Raw genomic sequence first — 20,471 nt, forward strand, 5'->3', positions numbered from 1 at the left:
CATGCCGTCTGAAAGACCTTCAGACGGCATTTTCGGTACACAGGGCAAATGTGATATGTTCTAATACGTCCTAAGCCGCCACCAGAAATCGGGAGACACGCCATATGACCGGCATCATACATTCACTTCTTGACACCGACCTCTACAAATTCACTATGCTGCAAGTGGTTCTGCACCAGTTTCCGCAGACACACAGCCTTTACGAATTCCGATGCCGCAATGCCTCAACTCCCTATCCGCTTGCCGATATCAAGGAAGACTTGGAAAAGGAACTTGACTCACTCTGCCAACTGCGCTTTACCCATGACGAACTCGGCTACCTCCGCAGCCTGCGTTTCATTAAAAGCGATTTCGTCGACTATCTCGAACTCTTCCAGCTCCAGCGCCGCTTTGTCGAAGTCGGCACCGATGCTGAAGGCCGTCTGAACATCCGTATCGAAGGCCCCATGATTCAAGCGATGTTCTTTGAAATCTTCATCCTTGCCATAGTCAATGAACTTTACTTCCGCCGCCTGGAAACCCCTGCGGTCATAGAAGAAGGCGAACGCCGGCTTCAAGCCAAAGCCGCGCGTCTGAAAGAAATAGCCGCCACACAGAATCCGGACGATCCGCCCTTCCTGATTTCCGACTTCGGCACACGCCGCCGCTACAACCTCCCATGGCAGGAACACGTCATACGCACCCTGCTTGAAGCCGCCCCCGGCATCGTACGCGGGACCAGCAACGTTTATCTCGCCAAAAAACTCGGCATTACCCCCATCGGCACCATGGCGCACGAGTTCCTGCAGGCATTCCAGGCCCTCGACGTACAATTGCGGAATTTCCAAAAAGCCGCGCTCGAAAGCTGGGTACACGAATACCGCGGCGACCTCGGTATCGCATTGACCGACGTGGTCGGCATGGATGCCTTCCTGCGCGATTTCGACCTTTATTTCGCCAAGCTCTTCGACGGTTTGCGCCACGACAGCGGCGACCCTTACGTTTGGGGCGACAAAGCCTACGCCCACTATCAAAAGCTCAAAATCGACAGCCGCACCAAAATGCTGACCTTCTCCGACGGGCTGGACATCGAACGCTCTTGGGCATTGCACCAATATTTCAAAGACCGCTTCAAAACCGGCTTCGGCATCGGCACCAACCTCACCAACGATATGGGGCATACGCCTTTGAATATCGTCTTGAAACTGGTCGAATGCAACGGCCAGTCCGTCGCCAAGCTCTCCGACTCGCCGGGCAAAACCATGACCAACAACAGCACCTTCCTCGCCTACCTGCGCCAAGTGTTCGACGTACCCGAACCCGAAACGCCGTAAACCGGCAGAAAAAGCGCACAATTCCTGTTTCTGCCGCATAAAATCTTTTAAAATACCGCCTGATTTGAATTTAACCGAAAGACCGAACTTCATGAACCTACATCAAACCGTCGAACACGAAGCCGCCGCCGCCTTTGCCGCCGCAGGCATCGCCGGCAGCCCCGTTGTCTTGCAGCCGACCAAAAATGCCGAACACGGCGATTTCCAAATCAACGGTGTGATGGGTGCGGCGAAAAAAGCCAAACAAAATCCGCGCGAATTGGCGCAAAAAGTTGCCGAAGCATTGGCGGGCAACGCCGTCATCGAAAGCGCGGAAGTCGCCGGTCCGGGCTTCATCAACCTGCGCCTGCGTCCTGAATTCCTCGCCCGAAACATTCAGACGGCCTTAAACGACGCGCGTTTCGGCATAGCGAAAACCGACAAACCGCAAACCGTCGTTATCGACTATTCCTCGCCCAATCTGGCAAAAGAAATGCACGTCGGACACCTCCGTTCCAGCATCATCGGCGACAGCATTTCGCGCGTGTTGGCATTTATGGGCAACACCGTCATCCGTCAAAACCACGTCGGCGACTGGGGTACGCAGTTCGGTATGTTGGTCGCTTATCTGGTCGAGCAGCAAAAAGACAATGCCGCGTTCGAGCTGGCGGATTTGGAGCAGTTTTACCGCGCCGCCAAAGTGCGCTTTGACGAAGACCCCGCCTTTGCCGACACCGCGCGCGAATACGTTGTGAAGCTGCAAGGCGGCGATGAAACCGTATTGGCATTGTGGAAACAGTTTGTCGATATTTCGCTCTCGCACGCCCAAGCCGTTTACGACACGCTGGGCTTGAAGCTGCGCCCCGAAGACGTGGCGGGCGAATCGAAGTACAACGACGATTTGCAAGCCGTGGTCGATGATTTGGTTCAAAAAGGTCTGGCGGTCGAAGACGACGGCGCGAAAGTCGTGTTCTTGGACGAGTTTAAAAACAAAGAAGGCGAACCCGCCGCATTTATCGTGCAAAAACAAGGCGGCGGCTTCCTTTATGCTTCCACCGATTTGGCGTGTCTGCGCTACCGCATAGGCCGTCTGAAAGCCGACCGCCTGCTGTACGTCGTCGACCACCGCCAAGCCCTGCACTTCGAGCAACTCTTTACCACTTCCCGCAAAGCAGGCTACCTGCCGGAAAACGTCGGCGCGGCATTTGTCGGCTTCGGCACGATGATGGGCAAAGACGGCAAGCCGTTTAAAACGCGCAGCGGCGACACCGTGAAACTGGTCGATCTGCTGACCGAAGCCGTCGAGCGCGCCACCGCTTTGGTGAAAGAAAAAAATCCCGAATTGGGCGCGGACGAAGCAGCGAAAATCGGCAAAACCGTCGGCATCGGCGCGGTCAAATACGCCGACTTGAGCAAAAACCGCACCAGCGATTATGTGTTCGACTGGGACGCTATGCTCTCGTTTGAAGGCAACACCGCCCCCTACCTGCAATACGCCTACACACGCGTGCAAAGCGTGTTCCGCAAAGCCGGCGAATGGGACGCGACCGCGCCAACCGTTTTGACCGAACCGCTGGAAAAACAGCTTGCCGCCGAGCTGCTGAAATTTGAAAACGTGCTGCAAAGCGTGGCGGACACGACGTATCCGCACTACCTCGCCGCCTACCTCTATCAAATCGCTACCTTGTTCAGCCGCTTCTACGAAGCCTGCCCGATTTTGAAAGCCGAAGGCGCAAGCCGCAACAGCCGCCTGCAACTGGCGAAGCTCACCGGCGACACGCTGAAACAAGGCTTGGATTTGCTGGGCATCGATGTGTTGGACGTAATGTAAAACCGCACCGCCCGATTGCGGACAACAGCCCCGCCATCCTCATCCGAATCTGAAAAAAGCGGCGCGATACACCGTATCCGCCGCCCTACCCAAAATGCGAAACAAACAAACGCCAAGCAAGCAAGCAAGCAAGCAAGCAAGCAAGCAAGCAAGCAAGCAAGCAAGCAAGCAAAAAATTATAACCCCCTTCCTGCCGACGCACGCACTTTCCGCGCGGCGCATTCCCCTTTTTCCGCCCCTCAAACCCGCCTTTTCTTCAGGCAGGGTTTCAGCCCGCCTCCTTTCCCTGTTTTCCTTCCCTCAACACGCGTGCGCGCCCCCTGCCGCACCGTGCCGCATTTTCGCGCCCGGACGGCATCGGTCTGTCATCCGGTTCTCTGTTTTACATACCCCTGTTTCAGAAAGAAATGCAGATGTTTCAACACACAGGACGACATATAAAGCACCGCCCTATGTGTTGCCCTGATTTGGAAGGGGTTGCGCCTCCCAAATAAAGTCTGATCCTGCCGCCCCGAAGGACAGATGTCCGAGTGGCGAAGTTTCAACCGAAAAGGAAATACGATGAATATTCACACCCTGCTCTCCAAACAATGGACGCTGCCGCCATTTCTGCCGAAACGGCTGCTGCTGTCCCTGCTGATACTGCTTGCCCCCAATGCGATGTTTTGGGTTTTGGCACTGCTGACCGCCACCGCCCGCCCGATTGTCAATTTGGACTACCTTCCCGCCGCGCTGCTGATCGCCCTGCCTTGGCGTTTCGTCAAAATTACCGGCGTATTGGCGTTTTGGCTGGCGGTTTTGTTTGACGGGCTGATGATGGTGATCCAGCTCTTCCCTTTTATGGACCTCATCGGCGCCATCAACCTCGTCCCCTTCATCCTGACCGCCCCCACCCCTTATCAGATAATGACCGGGCTGTTGCTGCTGTATATGCTGGCGATGCCGTTTGTGTTGCAGAAAGCCGCCGCCAAAACCGACTTCCGACACATTGCCGTCTGCGCCGCCGTCGTGGCGGCAGCCGGCTATTTCACCGGCCATTTGAGTTACTACGACCGGGGGCGGATGGCCAATATCTTCGGCGCAAACAACTTCTATTACGCCAAAAGTCAGGCGATGCTCTACACCGTCAGCCAGAATGCCGACTTTATTACCGCCGGCCTGGTCGATCCCGTCTTCCTCCCCTTGGGCAATCAGCAGCGTGCCGCCACGCATCTGAACGAGCCGAAATCTCAAAAAATCCTCTTTATCGTCGCCGAATCTTGGGGGCTGCCGGCCAATCCCGAACTTCAAAACGCCACTTTTGCCAAACTGCTGGCGCAAAAAGACCGTTTTTCGGTTTGGGAAAGCGGCAGTTTTCCCTTTATCGGCGCGACGGTCGAAGGCGAAATGCGCGAACTGTGTGCCTACGGCGGTTTGCGCGGGTTCGCACTGCGCCGCGCGCCCGACGAAAAATTTGCCCGCTGCCTCCCCAACCGTTTGAAACAAGAAGGTTACGCCACCTTTGCGATGCACGGCGCGGGCAGTTCGCTTTACGACCGCTTCAGCTGGTATCCGAGGGCGGGCTTTCAAGAAATCAAAACCGCCGAAAACCTGATCGGTAAAAAAACCTGTGCCATTTTCGGCGGCGTGTGCGACAGCGAGCTGTTCGGCGAAGTGTCGGCATTTTTCAAAAAACACGACAAGGGACTGTTTTACTGGATGACGCTGACCAGCCACGCCGACTATCCCGAATCCGACATTTTCAACCACAGGCTCAAATGCACCGAATACGGCCTGCCCGCCGAAACCGACCTCTGCCGCAACTTCAGCCTGCACACCCAATTTTTCGACCAACTGGCGGATTTAATCCAACGCCCCGAAATGAAAGGCGTGGAAGTCATTATCGTCGGCGACCATCCGCCGCCCGTCGGCAACCTCAATGAAACCTTCCGCTACCTCAAACAGGGGCACGTCGCCTGGCTGCACTTCAAAATCAAATAACAACAATGCCGTCTGAACGCACCAACAGCCTTCAGACGGCATTTTGCAGACAGGCCGACCCCCTCAAGCCCACTTTTTCATCATCTCCGATAAATTGCTTTGTATAGTGGATTAACAAAAACCAGTACGGCGTTGCCTCGCCTTAGCTCAAAGAGAACGATTCTCTAAGGTGCTGAAGCACCAAGTGAATCGGTTCCGTACTATCTGTACTGTCTGCGGCTTCGTCGCCTTGTCCTGATTTTTGTTAATCCACTATAAGAATCCAAAAATCCAAAATCACAGGAAGTTATCAAAAAAACAGAAACCATCCGCCATCATTCCCGCGAAAGCGGGAATCCAAAGCCACGGGAATTTATCGGAAAAACCGAAACTTCTCCGCCGTCGTTCCCGCGAAAGCGGGAATCCAGAAACCCAAAGCCACAGAAATTTATCGGAAATAACTGAAACTCCTCCGCCGTCATTCCCGCGCAGGCGGGAATCTAGGTCTGTCGGTGCGGAAACTTATCGGATAAAACGGTTTCTTCAGATTTTACGTTCTGGATTCCCACTTTCGTGGGAATGACGGGATGTAGGTTCGTAGGAATGACGTGGTGCAGGTTTCCGTATGGATGGATTCGTCATTCCCGCGCAGGCGGGAATCCGGAACCGGAAACCGCAGAAATTTATCGGAAAAACCGAAACTCAAAAACAACGGAAACCGAACGGACAGGATTCCCGCCTGCGCGGGAATGACGGCTCATACATCACCCAAAAAAATTGAAACCAAACAGAAGAAATTCCCTCTTGCGTGATGCTGACAGATGCCGTCTGAAAGACTTTCAGACGGCATAGCTTTTTCTCTTTGAATTTAAATTTGCCACAAAAAAGCCGCCTCAAATGAATACCGGGGCGGCTTTTTGTTGATATGGCTCCAATCAGCGGTGTTGCGGATTGTAACGTTTTTCCAAACGCAGGAATATCCAACCCAAGAAAGTCGTCATCAGAAGATAAATCAGGGCGACGGCATAAAGCGGTTCTTCATAAACCGAGTACCGGCCCGTAATCGTTTTCTGAACATACGCCAACTCCGGCACGGCAATGACCGACAGCAGCGAGCTGTCTTTCAAGAGTGTGATGAACTCGCTCGCCAAAGGCGGCAGCATACGGCGCAATGCCTGCGGCAGAATCACATAGCGCATCGCCTGCGGATAAGTCATACCCAAAGAACGCGCCGCCTCCATCTGCCCTTTGTCTATAGACTGGATGCCCGCGCGGAAAATCTCACAGATATACGCCCCCGAGTTGGCGATCAGTGCCAAAGAACCGGCAATCAGCGGGCCGTATCCCCGACGCAGCTCGACTGCCGCCTCGCCGCTGACCAAAATGCCGTCTGAAGGATGGACGAAAAACAGAAACCACACATACGCCCAAATCACAATCTGCACAAACAGCGGCGTGCCCCGGAACAGGGTAACGTACAACAGGGAAAACTTACGCAACGCCCACGCCAGCACGCGCATCGGCGCACCGGCTTTTTCCAAGTGAATCAGGCGCGCCAACGCCAAAAACAGCCCCAATACCGAACCACCCGCCGTTGCCACGACCGTCAGCCCCAAGGTCACCAGTGCGCCGTAAAGGAACATCCAGCGGTATTCGTAAATAATATCAAAACGAAAATCCATATACCGTCCGTATCAAAAACCGGCGGAACTGCCGCCGTTTACAAACAATCCGCCATTTTACCGTAAAAAACACTTCTTGAACTTTTTTATCGCGGTAGACGGCGGTTGCGCGTTTCCGCAAAAATGCAGGGCGCGCGGTTTCAGACGGCATTTGCCGTTCAAAGCCGTGCGGTGTCTTTACCAAATGCCCAACCATTCGCCCACGGAATCCATCCAATCCTTATTGCCCCCGCCGCTCCTGCCTGCCCGGCGGTACGCCCACGGCGCTTGAGGATTTTTAGCTTTCCACAATCCTTTGCGTTCCCTTTCCGCCTGCATCTGGGCATCGGCATAGTCGGCAAAATCCGCCTTATCCTGCTGTTCTTTAGCATAACTTTTATAATGCCACGCCGCCCCGTCCTGCACCTGCATCAGGTTCAAATCGGTTTTGCCGACAGAAACCTGCGCCACTTCACGCTGATAACGGTCGGTATCGAACACGCGGACGCTGACTTTCCTGCCTTCCGCCGCCGTCCGCAGGTTATCGCGCGAACGTGTACCGTAAGCCTGCTTCATCTCCGGCGCATCGATATACGCCATACGGATTTTGTGCTTTGCGCCGTTAACATCGATAACGTGCAGGGTGTCGCCGTCATAGACTTTGGACACCGTGCCTGTGTAGCTGTGTCCGGATTTCGCCGATGCCCGTCGGCGGGCGGGCGCGTCGGAACCCACGTCTCCTGCCGTACCGAGTACGTCGAGTACGGCAACCGCCGTCCGCACCGCCTCGCTGTCGTATCCCGTATAACCCAACGCACCCAAAAGCGACAGGGCGACGGGAAGCCATTTCATGATTTTTTTAATCTGCATATTTTTCAAATGCCGATGCCGTCTGAACATATCGGAACCGGATTTCAGACGGCATCTTAACGTCAGGATTACCCTTGGCAGGGATAGATGACTTTCGCGCCCTCTTCCGTACCTAAAATCAACACGTCGGCGGCATCTCGGGCGAATATGCCGTTTTCGAGCACGCCGGTGATTTTGTTGATTTCGTCTTCCATCGTCAGCGGTTTGTCGATATTCAAGCCGTGGACATCGACGATTTGGTTGCCGTAAAACGTGGTGTAGCCGATACGCAGTTCGGGCTGTCCGCCCATAGCGAGCAGGCGGCGCGACACGAGCGAACGCGCGCTTTCGACGACTTCCACAGGCAGAGGGAATTTGCCCAAACGTGAAACATATTTGCTTTCGTCCGCAATGCAGACGAATTTTTGTGATGCGCTGGCGACGATTTTTTCATTGAGGTGTGCGCCGCCGCCGCCTTTAATCATTTGCAGGGCGTGGTTGACTTCGTCCGCACCGTCGATATAGACCGCCAACCCCGATACTTCGTTCAGGGAAACGACGGGAATATCATATTGGGCAAGCAGTTCGCTGGATTTTTTGGAAGTAGATACCGCGCCTTTGATTTTTTTGCCGCTTTTGCCCAAGGCTTCGATGAAAAAATTGATGGTCGAACCGGTACCGATGCCGATATATTCGTTTTCGGGTACGAATTCGACTGCTTTTTCGGCGGCGATGCGCTTGAGTTCGTCTTGTGTCGTCATATTTTTGTCCTTTGGGAAACCGTATCAACAAACAGCCGCCATCTTAACATTTTTTTGCACGTCCTGCCCGCCGGAAACCTGCCGCGTTCAAATCCGTACCAGCAATACCGCCGCCTGCGCCTCTATGCCCTCCATCCGCCCGAGATAGCCGAGTTTTTCGTTGGTTTTGCCTTTGATGTTGACGCACGAAATATCGATGCCCAAATCGGCGGCGATGTTGGCACGCATTTGCGGAATGTGCGGCGCGAGTTTGGGTTTCTGTGCAATCACGGTCGTATCGACATTGACGACACGCCACCCCTTAACTTGAACGCTCCGATAGGCCTCGCGCAGCAGGGCGCGGCTGTCCGCATCTTTGAACTCTGCGGCGGTGTCGGGAAAATGGCTGCCGATATCGCCCAAACCTGCCGCGCCAAGCAGCGCATCGGTAACGGCGTGCAGCAGCGCGTCGGCATCGGAATGTCCGAGCAGTCCTTTTTCAAATGGGATTTCAACTCCGCCAAGTATCAGCTTTCTGCCTTCGCTCAGTTGGTGGACATCGTAGCCCTGTCCGATACGGATGTTCGTCATCGTTTGTGTTCCTGATGTTTTGAATTGAAGTTCAGACGGCATCGAGCAGCAGCCTGACGATGTATGCGTCCTGCGGCTGCGTCAGTTTCAAATTGCGCGCGTCGCCCTGCACCAGCAAAGGGCGGATGCCCAATTTTTCGACGGCGGAGGCCTCATCGGTAATGCCTTCCAAGTTTTCCGCAGTCAATGCGCGGTACAGCAGCCCGGCACGGAAAAGCTGCGGCGTTTGCGCCTGCCAAAGCCCCGAACGGTCGGCAGTTGCACTAATTTGTCCGCCTTCTGCGCGTTTGAGCGTATCGGCAACGGGAATTGCCAAAATCCCGCCTTCGGCAGCGTTGCCCGCCTGTTCTATCAAACGCGTCAGGGCTTCAGACGGCAGGCAGCATCGGGCAGCATCGTGTACCAGAATATTGTCATCCGCCGATGCCAAGCCGGTTTCCAACAGTTTTTCCACACCGTTGCGGACAGTTTCGGCGCGGGTCTGTCCGCCGTTTTTCCACACTCGAACCTGTGGAAATGCCGTCTGAACCTTATCGGCAAACGTGTCTTCGGGCGAGACGACAACGACGGTCAAATCGACGGCCTCATGCCGTTCAAAAATCCCAATCGTATGTTCTAAAACGGTTTTGCTTCCGATTTCGACATACTGCTTGGGTTTGTCCGCACCGAAACGCGCCCCGATGCCCGCAGCGGGAATCATGGCAATATTTTTGCGTTTCATGCGTTTTCCCCGCCGTTTTCAGACGGCACGGCTTCCTTACGCCAAATACAGGCTTCGCCCAAGCCGTCCAAATATTGCCCGTGTTCCGCCAACTCGTTTTCGTCCGCCCTGATGACTTTCAGTTTGCCGCTGCGTTTGGTTTCGGTATGCGCCACGGGTTTGGTTTCCATTTTTTCCTCTGCGACCGCACCCATCAGGTCGAACTGCCGCCGCGTCATAGCAAGATAGACCTCGCCCAAAAGCTCACAGTCAATCAGCGCGCCGTGCAGGACGCGCTTGCTGCGGTCGACGGAAAAACGGTTGCACAAAGCATCCAGGCTCGCTTTCTGCCCGGGAAACATTTCGCGCGCCATCGCCAGGGTATCGGTAACGGTACAGCCGAGTTCCTCGACAGTCGGCAGCCCCATCCGGCGGAACTCCATATTGAGGAAGCCCACGTCGAATTTGGCATTGTGGATAATCAGTTCCGCGCCGCGCAGAAAATCGGCAATCTGCCTGCCGACCTCTGCAAACGGCGGCGCGTTTTTCTCTTCCAAAACCTGTATCGTCAAGCCGTGGACGCGTGCCGCCTCTTCGGGCATATCGCGCTCGGGGTGGACATAGAGGTGTAGGTTTTTGTCGGTCATCTGGCGGTTGACCATTTCCAAACCGGCAAACTCGACCAAGCGGTCGCCGCCGTCTGCATACAGACCAGTGGTTTCGGTATCGAGGATAATCTGTCGTTTAATCATATCTGCTTCTTTCTTCAAATTTTCCATCTGCTGACTATTTTTTAGGCAGCGTATTTTTCTATTTTCATTTCAATGCACAAACCCACTTATTCACAGCGTGTTCACAACATTGGACAGGCGGATTGTGTATTTTGGGGACAATGTTTTCAGACGGCATTTACCGTTTTTCCCCGATTGCCGCCGCGCCTAAAAACCACCTTTCGCGCTTAATCAAAAATACCGCCAACGGAATATTGCCCAAGGCGACAATCAGATACAGCAGTGAAATGCTGTCAAACAAAAACAGCAGCACCGCGCTCAAAACGGCGGCGGCAACCATAAAGATACCGTTAATGATATTGTTGGCGGCAACAGCGTGGGCACGGAAAGTTTCACTGCTGGCGGTTTGCAGCCAAGTATAGAGCGGGACGGAGAAGAAGCCGCCGAAAAAGCCGATCAGCATCATCACCAACATGACGGGGTATGCCCATCCTTGTGACAGGAACCAGAAAATGCCGTTCAGCCCTTCAAAACGATGACCGTGCGTCAGCCATACCAAAACCAGGCCACAAACCGTCAAACCGAACGCACCAACCGTTACCCAAGCCAACATCAGCCGTTCCCTGCTGAACTTGGCACACAGTACCGAACCGGCTGCAATACCGATGGAAAACAAAGCAAGCATCAGGTTGAAAACATTGTCGTTGCCGCCCAGATGGATTTGGGTAAAGGTCGGCAGTTGCGTAGTATAGACCGCGCCGACAAACCAAAACCACGAAATACCGATAATGGCGGTAAAGACGGGTTTGTACCGCACCGTTTCACGAAGCAGGGATTTTGTACCCCGGACAATATTCCACTCGATTTCCGTATCTGCTGCTTTGGCGGGTACAGACGGCATAAACAGGCTGCCGGTCGTGCCTCCGACGGCGACCAGCAAAACCAGTATCCCGACAATATAAGGCGGCGCACCTGCCACCGCAGTCCCCAGTATCTGACCGAACAGGATGGCGATAAACGTACCGGATTCAATCAGGCTGTTGCCCATCATCAGCTCGTTGTCGTCAAGATAATCGGGCAGGATGGCGTATTTCAGCGGGCCGAACAGCGTCGATTGCGCGCCCATGCAAAACAAACAGAGCAAGAGTAGCGGGGCAGACTGGATATAAAACCCGTATGCCGCCACTGCCATAATGATGATTTCCAGCACCTTGACCCAACGCGCCAAAACAGCCTTGTCGAATTTATTGCTCAACTGTCCCGACAGTGCAGAAAACAGGAAATACGGAAGAATAAACAGCAATGCACCCAAATTCAACATCTGTCCTGCAGGCAGGAAGCCGTTTTTTCCCAAACCGTAAAAGCTGATCATCACAAACAGCGCGGTTTTGAACACATTGTCGTTGAACGCGCCGAGAAACTGCGTGCCGAAAAGCGGGGCAAAACGGCGGCTTTTGACCAATCCCAAACCGCCTTTTTTAGCGTCCATCGTTTTCCTTCTCTTTTTCAATCAGTTTACTTGTTGAATCATCATCCATCAGAATGCGGTGCGCAGGCCCTTCCAAGTCGTCAAACTGTCCGTTTTTACCCGACCACCAAAAAAACCAACCGATAACAAATGCCAAAATAATGCTGATAGGCACCAGAATAAACATACTTTCCATCACACCGCTCCGGTCAGGTCGGTCAGAATAAAAGTCTGCCCCGACACGTTCAAATACTCATTGCGTAAAGTCCCTACAGCCGCTTCGTCAAAAAACAGCTCGATACGGTCTTTGACCACGCGCCAATACTGGGGAATTTCCATCTGGGCAAACGGCGAAAGGACATGGTTGCCCGCCCCATCTTCCAATTTAACGGCAAAACGCCCACTCTGCGGCCGCGCCTCCGATTCATCGTCGGCAAGCAAGACAAAGAAGCCTATATGCTGTCCCGATTGGTCATGAATACTGAAATAATGCATAAATTCCCCACCCGCCTTTTTTCAGACGGCATCAACTAAAAATAGGGCGAATGTACCAGCTTGAACGGGAAAAACGCAAAGAATCCTCTCCGCAACCTCGAAAAATACCGACATACCGCATATTTTCCCTTCCCCGTCAAAATACCCAACTTCCGCCATTTTCACGCAAACGCCCGATTAAGCCAAGCAGCCGCAACGGTTTTTTGATAAAATAGCGCGTTTTTATTCATCAACCGTTTCAGCCGGCCCCACTACTTTCCCGTCAAGGAAAGCAAAACGGATTCGGCACGGGACTTGGTTAGTATCCGGGTCCGACCCCCATGCCGTCTGAAACTTTCCGGAGTTAGAAAATGTCCCAAAAATTAATCTTGGTTTTGAACTGCGGCAGCTCGTCCCTCAAAGGTGCAGTCTTAGATAACAATAGCGGCGAAGTCCTGCTCAGCTGCCTTGCCGAAAAACTCAACCTGCCCGACGCGTACATCACATTCAAAGTAAACGGCGAAAAACACAAAGTCGACCTGTCTGCCAAGCCCGACCACACCGGCGCAGTCGAAGCCCTGATGGAAGAACTCAAAGCCCACAGCCTCGACAGCCGCATCGGTGCCATCGGCCACCGCGTCGTCAGCGGCGGCGAGCTGTACAGCGAATCCATCCTCGTTGACGACGAAGTCATTGCCGGCATCGAAAAATGCATCCCGCTCGCTCCTCTGCACAACCCCGCCCACCTCTTGGGTCTGCGTGCCGCACAAAGCATTTTCAAAGGCCTGCCCAACGTCGTCGTTTTCGACACTGCCTTCCACCAAACCATGCCGGAACACGCCTACAAATACGCCATTCCGCAAGAATACTATGAAAAATACGGCCTGCGCCGCTACGGCGCGCACGGTACCAGCTACCGCTTCGTCGCCGACGAAACCGCACGCTTCCTCGGCAAAGACAAAAAAGACCTGCGCATGGTCATCGCCCACCTGGGTAACGGCGCATCCATTACCGCCGTCGCCAACGGCGAATCACGCGACACCAGCATGGGTCTGACACCGCTGGAAGGCCTCGTAATGGGTACACGCAGCGGCGACATCGATCCTTCCGTATTCGGCTTCCTCGCCGAAAACGCCAATATGACCATCGCCCAAATCACCGAAATGCTGAACAAAAAATCCGGCCTGCTCGGCATTTCCGGCCTGTCCAACGACTGCCGCACCATTGAAGAAGAAGCCGCCAAGGGGCATAAAGGCGCGAAATTGGCCTTGGATATGTTTATCTACCGCCTTGCCAAATACATCGGCAGTATGGCGGTTGCCGCAGGCGGCTTGGACGCACTGGTCTTTACCGGCGGCATCGGCGAAAACTCCGACATCATCCGCGAACGCGTGATCGGCTACTTGGGCTTCCTCGGTCTGAACATCGACCAAGAAGCCAACCTGAAAGCCCGCTTTGGCAACGCCGGCGTGATTACCACTGCCGACAGCAAAGCCGTTGCCGTGGTCATTCCGACCAACGAAGAGCTGATGATTGCCCACGATACCGCCCGTTTGAGCGGCTTGTAAGGTTTTATCCTCACGCGAACTGCCTCCGGAAACGGAGGCAGTTTTTTTATCCGGCTTTCCATACTTAAACAGCACTGCCTCTTTTCAGACATTGACGGTTGCAGCCGCTTACCTGAACCTTATAGTGGATTAAATTTAAATCAGTACGGCGTTGCCTCGCCTTGCCGTACTATCTGTACTGTCTGCGGCTTCGTCGCCTTGTCCTGATTTAAATTTAATCCACTATAATGATTGACTATTTTTTAATCATGTTATTATTTTCCATAAAATACATGGCATTAAGATGTTTTTCCACAAAAGATACACACACCGGCAAACACCGGCTGTGTTTATCTTTTCTTATGCCTATTTTTTAATCATTGTATTTTTATCTTTTAATTTCAATAATCAAACCGACTTATACACATAGTTTTCACATCTTTGGACTGCTTCCGTGTGTATAGCGGATATTGCCGTTTTCCTTTCTGACAAAAATGCCGTCTGAGAACTTCAGACGGCATTTGAAACATCGGAATCAGCGGTTTTGTTCATACCACTCGATAAACTTGTCGGCTTTGACAAAACCCAGCAGCGGCTCGCTGCGGCTGCCGTCGGCGCGGACGACAAACACGCCCGGCGGCCCGAACAGACCGTATTCTTTCAACAACGCCTGATGTTCGGGCGTGTTGGCGGTTACGTCGATTTGGAAAAAGCGTTCCATATCGACAGCCTGATGCACTTCCGGCTGATTGAGCGTGTATGCCGCCATTTCTTTGCAGGAAATGCACCAGTCGGCATAAAAATCCAAAACGACGGGTTTGTCGGGATGTTCTTTCAACGCCGTATCCATCGCTGCCTTCAGCGCGGCAGTATCGGCAAACATTTTGCCGTGTTCCGAAGATTTGCCTGCTTCGGCCGGCGGATTGAGGGTCAGGAAATGGTGCAGCGCGGTCGTTTTGCCGTTTGCGCCCTGCCAGCCGAACCACGCGCCGCCGATCAGCAATATGCCGCCCAATGCGAATGCCACAGCTTTCGGACGGCGTTTCTGCCTGCGTCCGTTGACCAGCAGCATACAGGCAGGAACCAGCATCAGCAGCGTGTACAGCGCGACGACGAGATAATAGGGCAAGTGCGGTGTGGCAAGGTAAACGGCGACGGCAAGCAGGATAAAGCCGAAAGCGTATTTGACGGCATTCATCCAATCGCCTGCCTTAGGCAGGATATGCCCGCCGAACGTGCCGATGGCAATCAGCGGAACGCCGGTGCCCAACGCCAAAGTGTAAAGTGCCAAACCGCCCAAAACCGCATCGCCCGTCTGACCGATGTAGCCCAAGGCAAACGCCAGCGGCGGGGCGACGCACGGCCCGACAATCAGCGCGGACAGAATGCCCATAATAAAGACAGAAACGATTTTACCGCCTGAAAGTTTGCTGCTCTGGTTTTGGAAATACGACTGCACGGCGTTGGGAAGCTGGATGTTGAACAGCCCGAACATAGACAGTGCCAAGACGACCATTAAAGCCGATGCCGCCAATACGACCCAAGCCTGCTGCAACCATACGGTCAGCAGCGCGCCCGTCAGTCCGGCAACAATGCCGACCAGCGTATAAGTCAGAGCCAAACCTTGGACATAAACGACGGACAGCACAAACGCCCGCGCCTTGCCCGCCTTTTTGTCACCGACCACAATACTGGAAACAATCGGCAACAGGGGATACATACAGGCGGTAAAACTCAGGCCCAAACCGGCGAGAAAAAACGCCAAAAGATTGGCGTTGAGCGTATCCCAAGACAGCTTGAAACGGCTGTCGCCGCCCTCATCCCCCTTCGGGGGCGGCAACGCCCCGCTGCCGTTTTGAGAGGAAGGCTGCAAAAAGCGGTCTTTGGCGGATGCCGGTTCGTCGGTTTGCGGATGGTAGGTGCCGTTGCCGGAAATATCAAACTCGGTATCCACGGGCGGATAGCACACGCCGGCTTCGGCACAGCCCTGATAGGTCAAAACCAATTTATACGGTTCGCCGACAGCCTTGGCATAAGGAAAGGCAACCTGCGCTTCGTGATGGTAAACCGTCTGCCTGCCGAAAAACTCGTCTTCCTTCTCTTCACCCTTGCTGAAAGAAGGCTGTCCCAACAAATCCGCCGGATCGGTCTTGCCGACGATTTTCGCCTGATACATATAGTATCCGTCGGCAATCTTGAAACGGACGTTCACACCGTCGTCGGCAACGGCAAGCTCCGGCACGAATGCCTTTTCCGGCGGCAGCAGATCGTTCGCATCCAGCGCGAAAGCCCGTCCGCACAACATCAAAAATACGGCGAACAGGCAAATCAGTTTTTTCATAATCGAATCCGTTTCAGACAAATAATTTGTCCATATTATAAAAGGTAAGGTTGACGGTAAGATTTAATTTATGTAAAACCCCCATTGTCCCAGCCTATACGCATTTTTGCCGAACACACTATGTACGATGTAAACACCCACGATGTCCGCCGCTTTTTCGCCCGCGTGTGGCAGCAGCGGCTCAATCCGCTGCAACTGAGCGCACTGGAACAGAAAGCCCTCCGCATTATCGAAGCCCATCCCGAATACCACCGCTATCTCGAACGCATCGAAGACCATCTGGACACCGACTGGCTGCCCGAAAACGGCGAAAGCAACCCCTTCCTGCATATGTCGCTGCATCTGTCCGTTCAAGAACAGGCGGGCATAGACCAGCCGCACGGCATACGCGCAATCCACGACACCCTGTGCGCCAAACGCGGCTGGCTGGAAGCCGAACACGAAATGATGGAGGCACTGGCGGAAACACTGTGGACGGCGCAACGCTACAGCACCGGTTTGGATGTCAATTTCTACATGACCCGACTGCGCAAACTCATCGGCTTGGGTGCAGAAGATCAAGCCAGGTTGAACCCGCATGAAATCGCCTGACCATACCGACCGCCTGCAAAATGCCGTCTGAAGCGGAACAACCCCTTTCAGACGGCATTCATTTTCCCCCAATCATTTCCACAACGCGCGTTTCAGCATAATCAACCAATCCTTCTTATCCAAAACGGGGCGTTGTGCAAACACATCGTATCGGCACGCGTCCAGTTTCTGCAAAATCAACTGCGCCCCCAACACAATCATACGGAGTTCCAAACCGATACGCCCCTTCAGTTCCCTTGCCAAAGGCGAACCTGCCTTCAGCATACGGAACGCACGCCGACACTCATACGCCATCAGCCGCTGAAACGCCGCATCCGCCCGTCCTGCCGCGATCTGTTCCTCAGAAACACCGAATTTCAACAAATCGTCCTGCGGAATATAAACCCTGCCCTTTTGCCAATCCACAGCCACATCCTGCCAAAAATTCACCAGTTGCAAAGCCGTACAAATGCCGTCGCTTTGCGCCACGCACACCGCATCCGTTTTCCCGTACAAAGCCAGCATAATGCGTCCGACAGGGTTGGCGGAACGCCGGCAGTAATCGGCCAGTTCGCCGAAATGCGCGTACCGCGTTTTGACCACGTCCTGCGAAAACGCCGAAAGCAAATCATAAAACGGCTGCAAATCCAAACCGAACGGCACAACCGCCTCGGCATCCAATCGTGCAATCAAAGGATGCGCCGACTGGCCGCCCGATGCCAACACGTCCAACTCGCGCCGCAAAGCATCCAACCCCGCCAACCTAGCTTCAGACGGCATACTGCCCTCGTCCGCCATATCGTCCGCCGTCCGTGCAAACGCATACACCGCATGAACCGGCTTCCTCAACCTGCGCGGCAAAATCAGCGAACCGACGGGAAAATTTTCATAATGCCCAACCGACATACCTTCTCCATCCATCAAACAAAATGCCGTCTGAAATGGAACAAACCCTTTTCAGACGGCATCAGATACCTCCAAGCTGCCGGCAATCAGTGGTAGTGATGACCGTGCGGACCGTGGACATGACCGTGTGCGATTTCCTCATCGGATGCATTGCGCACGCTTTCAACCGTAGCCTTAAAGCGGATTTTCATGCCTGCCAAAGGATGGTTGCCGTCCACCACCGCCTTGCCGTCGGCAACATCGGTTACACGATAGACGACAACATCGCCGGTTTCAGGATCGTCGGCTTCAAACATCATGCCGACTTCGACTTCAACAGGAAACACGCCCACATCTTCAATACGGACCAACTCCGGATCCTGCTCGCCGAACGCATCGTCGGGAGAAAGTGCCACATCGACCGTATCGCCGACATCCTTACCGTGCAACGCCTCTTCCACCAAAGGGAAAATGCCGTCGTAACCGCCGTGCAGATACGCAATCGATTCTTCGGTTTTGTCCAAAAGCTGATTGTTGGCATCATACATCTCATAATGCAGCGAAACCACGGAATTTTTTGCAATAGCCATATTTGTCCTTTCAGGAACAGCAGATTGATTACAGGCGCATTCTAACACAACCGCCGCGCCAGCCGATTACCGTTAACCTGTTCATAAACTGTACAGCACATATTTCAATGTAAATTTTTGTTATTTTATTGCGGTGTAACTTTTTTACAACATTCTTAAAAACCATTCCGACCTGTCTGCCGACTTTCCCAATTCGCTCTAATAAATCATACAAGATACTGAATTATATTAATCTCTATAATATTCATCCCTATCGAATTTTTAACAGCAAAACCGTTTTACAGGATTTATCAATCCGCCCGCCAGAAAACTTTTCATTCAAACCTGCTTTCCCATTTGCACACCGTTGCAATCCCCTATTTCGTGGTGCATAATTACGCAAAATTCAGCAATGAATTTTCAACTTGGTTTGTAATGATGGTCGATAATGACTGTTTTACCCTAATTTGATTTAAATTGATTTTAAAGGTTACTAAAATGAAAACATCCCTGTTTGCCGCTGCTTTGTTGTCTTTGGCTCTGGCCGCCTGCGGCGGAGAAAAAGCCGCTGAAGCTCCTGCTACCGAAGCACCTGCCGCCGAAGCTCCCGCTACTGAAGCTCCTGCTGCTGAGGCTTCCTCTACCGAAACTCCTGCTGCTGAAGCTTCCGCTACCGAAACTCCTGCCGCTGAAGCTCCTGCTGCTGAGGCTTCCTCTACCGAAGCTCCCGCTGCTGAAGCACCTGCTGCCGAAGCTCCTGCCGCTGCATCTGAAGCTGCAAAATAAGCATTTTCCGCTTGCAAAAAAGCAGGATACGTTCAGTATCCTGCTTTTTTGACTTTTCAGACGGCATCAGATTCCCTTCCTCAATCTCCTCCCCACCCTTCCGACAAACATGCTTGACCTGCATACCGAATTTTCCCGACTCCTGCCGGCAGATGAAATTGCCGAACCTTCTCCGACGCTTTTAGAAGACCGGCGCAACCGCTTTACGTCTGCACCAGACATCATTTTGCAGCCGCGCAGCGTTGAAAGCGTGCAAACCATTATGCGTTTCTGCCACAAACACCGTATTCCGGTTACGCCGCAAGGCGGCAATACCGGTTTGTGCGGCGCGGCAGTATCGGAAAACGGCGTATTGCTGAACCTTTCCAAACTCAACCGCATCCGCAACATCGATTTGGCAGACAACTGTATTACCGTCGAAGCAGGTTCCGTACTCCAAACCGTCCAACAGGCAGCCGAATCCTCAAACAGGCTGTTTCCACTCAGTCTCGCCAGCGAAGGCTCGTGCCAAATCGGCGGCAACATCGCCTGCAATGCCGGAGGTTTGAACGTATTGCGTTACGGCACGATGCGCGACCTGGTTATCGGTTTGGAAGTCGTCCTCCCCAACGGCGAACTGGTTTCCCATCTCCATCCCCTGCATAAAAACACCACCGGCTACGACCTGCGCCATCTGTTTATCGGCAGCGAAGGTACACTGGGCATCATCACTGCCGCCACGCTCAAGCTTTTTGCCCGTCCCTTGGACAAGGCAACGGCATGGGTCGGCATACCCGACATCGAATCCGCCGTCCGCCTGCTGACCGAAACCCAAGCACACTTTGCCGAACGCCTATGCAGTTTTGAGCTGATCAGCCGTTTTGCTGCCGAGTTGTCCTCCGAATTCAGCAACCTCCCCTTGCCGACACATTCAGAATGGCATATTTTACTTGAGTTGACCGACTCATTACCCGACAGCAATCTTGATGATCGGCTTGTCGAATTTCTTTATAAAAAAGGCTTTACCGACAGCGTATTGGCGCAAAGCGAACAAGAACGTATCCATATGTGGGCGTTGCGCGAAAACATCTCCGCTTCACAACGCAAACTGGGCACCAGCATCAAACACGATATTGCCGTTCCTATCGGGCGCGTTGCCGACTTTGTCTGCCGGTGTGCCAAAGATTTGGAACAGAATTTCAAAGGCATACAAATCGTCTGCTTCGGACATTTGGGCGACGGCAGCCTGCACTACAATACTTTCCTGCCCGAAATCCTCAGCAATGAAGTCTATCGTTACGAAAACGACATTAACAGCACAGTCTATTGCAACGTTCTTGCCTGCAACGGTACAATTGCTGCCGAACACGGCATAGGTATCATCAAAAAACAGTGGCTGGACAAAGTACGCACCCCTGCTGAAATCGCCCTGATGAAAAGCATCAAACAACACCTTGATCCATATAACATTATGAATCCGGGTAAACTTATTCCATAA

Annotated in this window: 19 protein-coding genes; 7 read left to right on the forward strand and 12 right to left on the reverse strand. The window is 53.3% G+C overall.

Annotated elements, in window-relative coordinates:
* Window positions 1–104: 104 nt before the first annotated feature.
* The 3 genes from pncB (at window position 105) to Q9J80_RS03940 (ending at window position 5,103) form a co-directional block, all read left to right on the forward strand.
* Entirely contained in the window at window positions 105–1,313 is a 1,209-nt protein-coding gene (gene pncB / locus Q9J80_RS03930) for a nicotinate phosphoribosyltransferase (protein ID WP_304672726.1), read from the forward strand.
* A 91-nt stretch (window positions 1,314–1,404) separates the two neighbouring features.
* Window positions 1,405–3,123, forward strand: coding sequence for an arginine--tRNA ligase (gene argS / locus Q9J80_RS03935; RefSeq protein ID WP_304671389.1), 1,719 nt, complete (start codon window positions 1,405–1,407; stop codon window positions 3,121–3,123).
* A gap of 561 nt (window positions 3,124–3,684) precedes the next feature.
* Window positions 3,685–5,103 (forward strand): sulfatase-like hydrolase/transferase, encoded by a 1,419-nt coding sequence (locus Q9J80_RS03940; RefSeq protein WP_301674175.1) that lies wholly within the window; start codon window positions 3,685–3,687, stop codon window positions 5,101–5,103.
* A 914-nt stretch (window positions 5,104–6,017) separates the two neighbouring features.
* Here Q9J80_RS03940 and Q9J80_RS03945 read toward each other — a convergent pair.
* From Q9J80_RS03945 to Q9J80_RS03985, 9 genes are all read right to left on the reverse strand, one after another.
* The gene (locus tag Q9J80_RS03945; protein WP_301674174.1) at window positions 6,018–6,764 is read right to left on the reverse strand and encodes an amino acid ABC transporter permease; all 747 of its coding nucleotides are present in this window, start codon (window positions 6,762–6,764) and stop codon (window positions 6,018–6,020) included.
* Between the two features lie 177 nt (window positions 6,765–6,941).
* Window positions 6,942–7,613 (reverse strand): thermonuclease family protein, encoded by a 672-nt coding sequence (locus tag Q9J80_RS03950; protein ID WP_301674173.1) that lies wholly within the window; start codon window positions 7,611–7,613, stop codon window positions 6,942–6,944.
* Between the two features lie 68 nt (window positions 7,614–7,681).
* On the reverse strand, window positions 7,682–8,353 hold the full coding sequence (rpiA, locus tag Q9J80_RS03955) for a ribose-5-phosphate isomerase RpiA (protein WP_301674172.1): 672 nt from the start codon (window positions 8,351–8,353) through the stop codon (window positions 7,682–7,684).
* An 87-nt stretch (window positions 8,354–8,440) separates the two neighbouring features.
* Entirely contained in the window at window positions 8,441–8,923 is a 483-nt protein-coding gene (gene ispF, locus Q9J80_RS03960; protein ID WP_301674171.1) for a 2-C-methyl-D-erythritol 2,4-cyclodiphosphate synthase, read from the reverse strand.
* 31 nt (window positions 8,924–8,954) lie between these two features.
* A complete protein-coding gene (ispD, locus tag Q9J80_RS03965; RefSeq protein ID WP_304672727.1) occupies window positions 8,955–9,644 on the reverse strand; it encodes a 2-C-methyl-D-erythritol 4-phosphate cytidylyltransferase in 690 nt (229 codons plus the stop codon).
* Window positions 9,641–10,375 carry a DNA polymerase III subunit epsilon gene (dnaQ, locus tag Q9J80_RS03970; RefSeq protein WP_304672728.1) on the reverse strand — a complete coding sequence of 245 codons (735 nt, stop codon included), beginning with the start codon at window positions 10,373–10,375 and terminating at the stop codon, window positions 9,641–9,643. The genes ispD and dnaQ overlap by 4 nt, the downstream gene beginning before the upstream one ends.
* A 157-nt stretch (window positions 10,376–10,532) precedes the next feature.
* A complete protein-coding gene (locus Q9J80_RS03975; RefSeq protein ID WP_304672729.1) occupies window positions 10,533–11,843 on the reverse strand; it encodes an MFS transporter in 1,311 nt (436 codons plus the stop codon).
* Window positions 11,833–12,018 carry a cbb3-type cytochrome oxidase assembly protein CcoS gene (ccoS, locus tag Q9J80_RS03980; RefSeq protein WP_003688317.1) on the reverse strand — a complete coding sequence of 62 codons (186 nt, stop codon included), beginning with the start codon at window positions 12,016–12,018 and terminating at the stop codon, window positions 11,833–11,835. The genes Q9J80_RS03975 and ccoS overlap by 11 nt, the downstream gene beginning before the upstream one ends.
* Entirely contained in the window at window positions 12,018–12,317 is a 300-nt protein-coding gene (locus tag Q9J80_RS03985) for an HLGFF motif protein (protein ID WP_301674168.1), read from the reverse strand. Before Q9J80_RS03985 ends, ccoS begins: the two co-directional genes overlap by 1 nt.
* A gap of 350 nt (window positions 12,318–12,667) precedes the next feature.
* Here Q9J80_RS03985 and Q9J80_RS03990 point away from each other — a divergent pair, with 350 nt between their 5' ends.
* Window positions 12,668–13,864 (forward strand): acetate kinase, encoded by a 1,197-nt coding sequence (locus Q9J80_RS03990; RefSeq protein ID WP_301674167.1) that lies wholly within the window; start codon window positions 12,668–12,670, stop codon window positions 13,862–13,864.
* Window positions 13,865–14,378: 514 nt separating this feature from the next.
* Here the strand turns inward: Q9J80_RS03990 and Q9J80_RS03995 are convergent.
* Complete coding sequence (locus tag Q9J80_RS03995; RefSeq protein ID WP_304671388.1) at window positions 14,379–16,184, reverse strand: protein-disulfide reductase DsbD; 1,806 nt, start codon at window positions 16,182–16,184, stop codon at window positions 14,379–14,381.
* Between the two features lie 120 nt (window positions 16,185–16,304).
* On the opposite strand from Q9J80_RS03995, the gene Q9J80_RS04000 reads away from it, so the two are divergent.
* Entirely contained in the window at window positions 16,305–16,775 is a 471-nt protein-coding gene (locus Q9J80_RS04000) for a DUF1841 family protein (RefSeq protein ID WP_301674209.1), read from the forward strand.
* A 72-nt stretch (window positions 16,776–16,847) separates the two neighbouring features.
* Here Q9J80_RS04000 and hpnC read toward each other — a convergent pair whose 3' ends face one another.
* Window positions 16,848–17,660: a squalene synthase HpnC gene (hpnC, locus tag Q9J80_RS04005; RefSeq protein ID WP_025457790.1), complete on the reverse strand. Its 813-nt coding sequence runs from the start codon at window positions 17,658–17,660 to the stop codon at window positions 16,848–16,850.
* Between the two features lie 86 nt (window positions 17,661–17,746).
* Window positions 17,747–18,229 (reverse strand): FKBP-type peptidyl-prolyl cis-trans isomerase, encoded by a 483-nt coding sequence (locus Q9J80_RS04010; RefSeq protein WP_196428511.1) that lies wholly within the window; start codon window positions 18,227–18,229, stop codon window positions 17,747–17,749.
* Window positions 18,230–18,706: 477 nt separating this feature from the next.
* On the opposite strand from Q9J80_RS04010, the gene Q9J80_RS04015 reads away from it, so the two are divergent.
* Window positions 18,707–18,994: a hypothetical protein gene (locus Q9J80_RS04015; RefSeq protein WP_301674165.1), complete on the forward strand. Its 288-nt coding sequence runs from the start codon at window positions 18,707–18,709 to the stop codon at window positions 18,992–18,994.
* Window positions 18,995–19,103: 109 nt separating this feature from the next.
* Window positions 19,104–20,471, forward strand: a complete 1,368-nt coding sequence (locus tag Q9J80_RS04020; RefSeq protein ID WP_301674163.1) for an FAD-binding oxidoreductase — start codon at window positions 19,104–19,106, stop codon at window positions 20,469–20,471.

The organism is Neisseria blantyrii (assembly GCF_962747855.1).
Classification (GTDB): domain Bacteria; phylum Pseudomonadota; class Gammaproteobacteria; order Burkholderiales; family Neisseriaceae; genus Neisseria; species Neisseria viridiae.

What these genes read in the sequence shown, in the direction of transcription:
- pncB (WP_304672726.1), top strand. Translation starts at nt 105, where the DNA reads ATGACCGGCATCATACATTCACTTCTTGACACCGACCTCTACAAATTC.
- argS (WP_304671389.1), top strand. Translation starts at nt 1,405, where the DNA reads ATGAACCTACATCAAACCGTCGAACACGAAGCCGCCGCCGCCTTTGCC.
- Q9J80_RS03940 (WP_301674175.1), top strand. Translation starts at nt 3,685, where the DNA reads ATGAATATTCACACCCTGCTCTCCAAACAATGGACGCTGCCGCCATTT.
- Q9J80_RS03945 (WP_301674174.1), bottom strand. Translation starts at nt 6,764, where the DNA reads ATGGATTTTCGTTTTGATATTATTTACGAATACCGCTGGATGTTCCTT.
- Q9J80_RS03950 (WP_301674173.1), bottom strand. Translation starts at nt 7,613, where the DNA reads ATGCAGATTAAAAAAATCATGAAATGGCTTCCCGTCGCCCTGTCGCTT.
- rpiA (WP_301674172.1), bottom strand. Translation starts at nt 8,353, where the DNA reads ATGACGACACAAGACGAACTCAAGCGCATCGCCGCCGAAAAAGCAGTC.
- ispF (WP_301674171.1), bottom strand. Translation starts at nt 8,923, where the DNA reads ATGACGAACATCCGTATCGGACAGGGCTACGATGTCCACCAACTGAGC.
- ispD (WP_304672727.1), bottom strand. Translation starts at nt 9,644, where the DNA reads ATGAAACGCAAAAATATTGCCATGATTCCCGCTGCGGGCATCGGGGCG.
- dnaQ (WP_304672728.1), bottom strand. Translation starts at nt 10,375, where the DNA reads ATGATTAAACGACAGATTATCCTCGATACCGAAACCACTGGTCTGTAT.
- Q9J80_RS03975 (WP_304672729.1), bottom strand. Translation starts at nt 11,843, where the DNA reads ATGGACGCTAAAAAAGGCGGTTTGGGATTGGTCAAAAGCCGCCGTTTT.
- ccoS (WP_003688317.1), bottom strand. Translation starts at nt 12,018, where the DNA reads ATGGAAAGTATGTTTATTCTGGTGCCTATCAGCATTATTTTGGCATTT.
- Q9J80_RS03985 (WP_301674168.1), bottom strand. Translation starts at nt 12,317, where the DNA reads ATGCATTATTTCAGTATTCATGACCAATCGGGACAGCATATAGGCTTC.
- Q9J80_RS03990 (WP_301674167.1), top strand. Translation starts at nt 12,668, where the DNA reads ATGTCCCAAAAATTAATCTTGGTTTTGAACTGCGGCAGCTCGTCCCTC.
- Q9J80_RS03995 (WP_304671388.1), bottom strand. Translation starts at nt 16,184, where the DNA reads ATGAAAAAACTGATTTGCCTGTTCGCCGTATTTTTGATGTTGTGCGGA.
- Q9J80_RS04000 (WP_301674209.1), top strand. Translation starts at nt 16,305, where the DNA reads ATGTACGATGTAAACACCCACGATGTCCGCCGCTTTTTCGCCCGCGTG.
- hpnC (WP_025457790.1), bottom strand. Translation starts at nt 17,660, where the DNA reads ATGTCGGTTGGGCATTATGAAAATTTTCCCGTCGGTTCGCTGATTTTG.
- Q9J80_RS04010 (WP_196428511.1), bottom strand. Translation starts at nt 18,229, where the DNA reads ATGGCTATTGCAAAAAATTCCGTGGTTTCGCTGCATTATGAGATGTAT.
- Q9J80_RS04015 (WP_301674165.1), top strand. Translation starts at nt 18,707, where the DNA reads ATGAAAACATCCCTGTTTGCCGCTGCTTTGTTGTCTTTGGCTCTGGCC.
- Q9J80_RS04020 (WP_301674163.1), top strand. Translation starts at nt 19,104, where the DNA reads ATGCTTGACCTGCATACCGAATTTTCCCGACTCCTGCCGGCAGATGAA.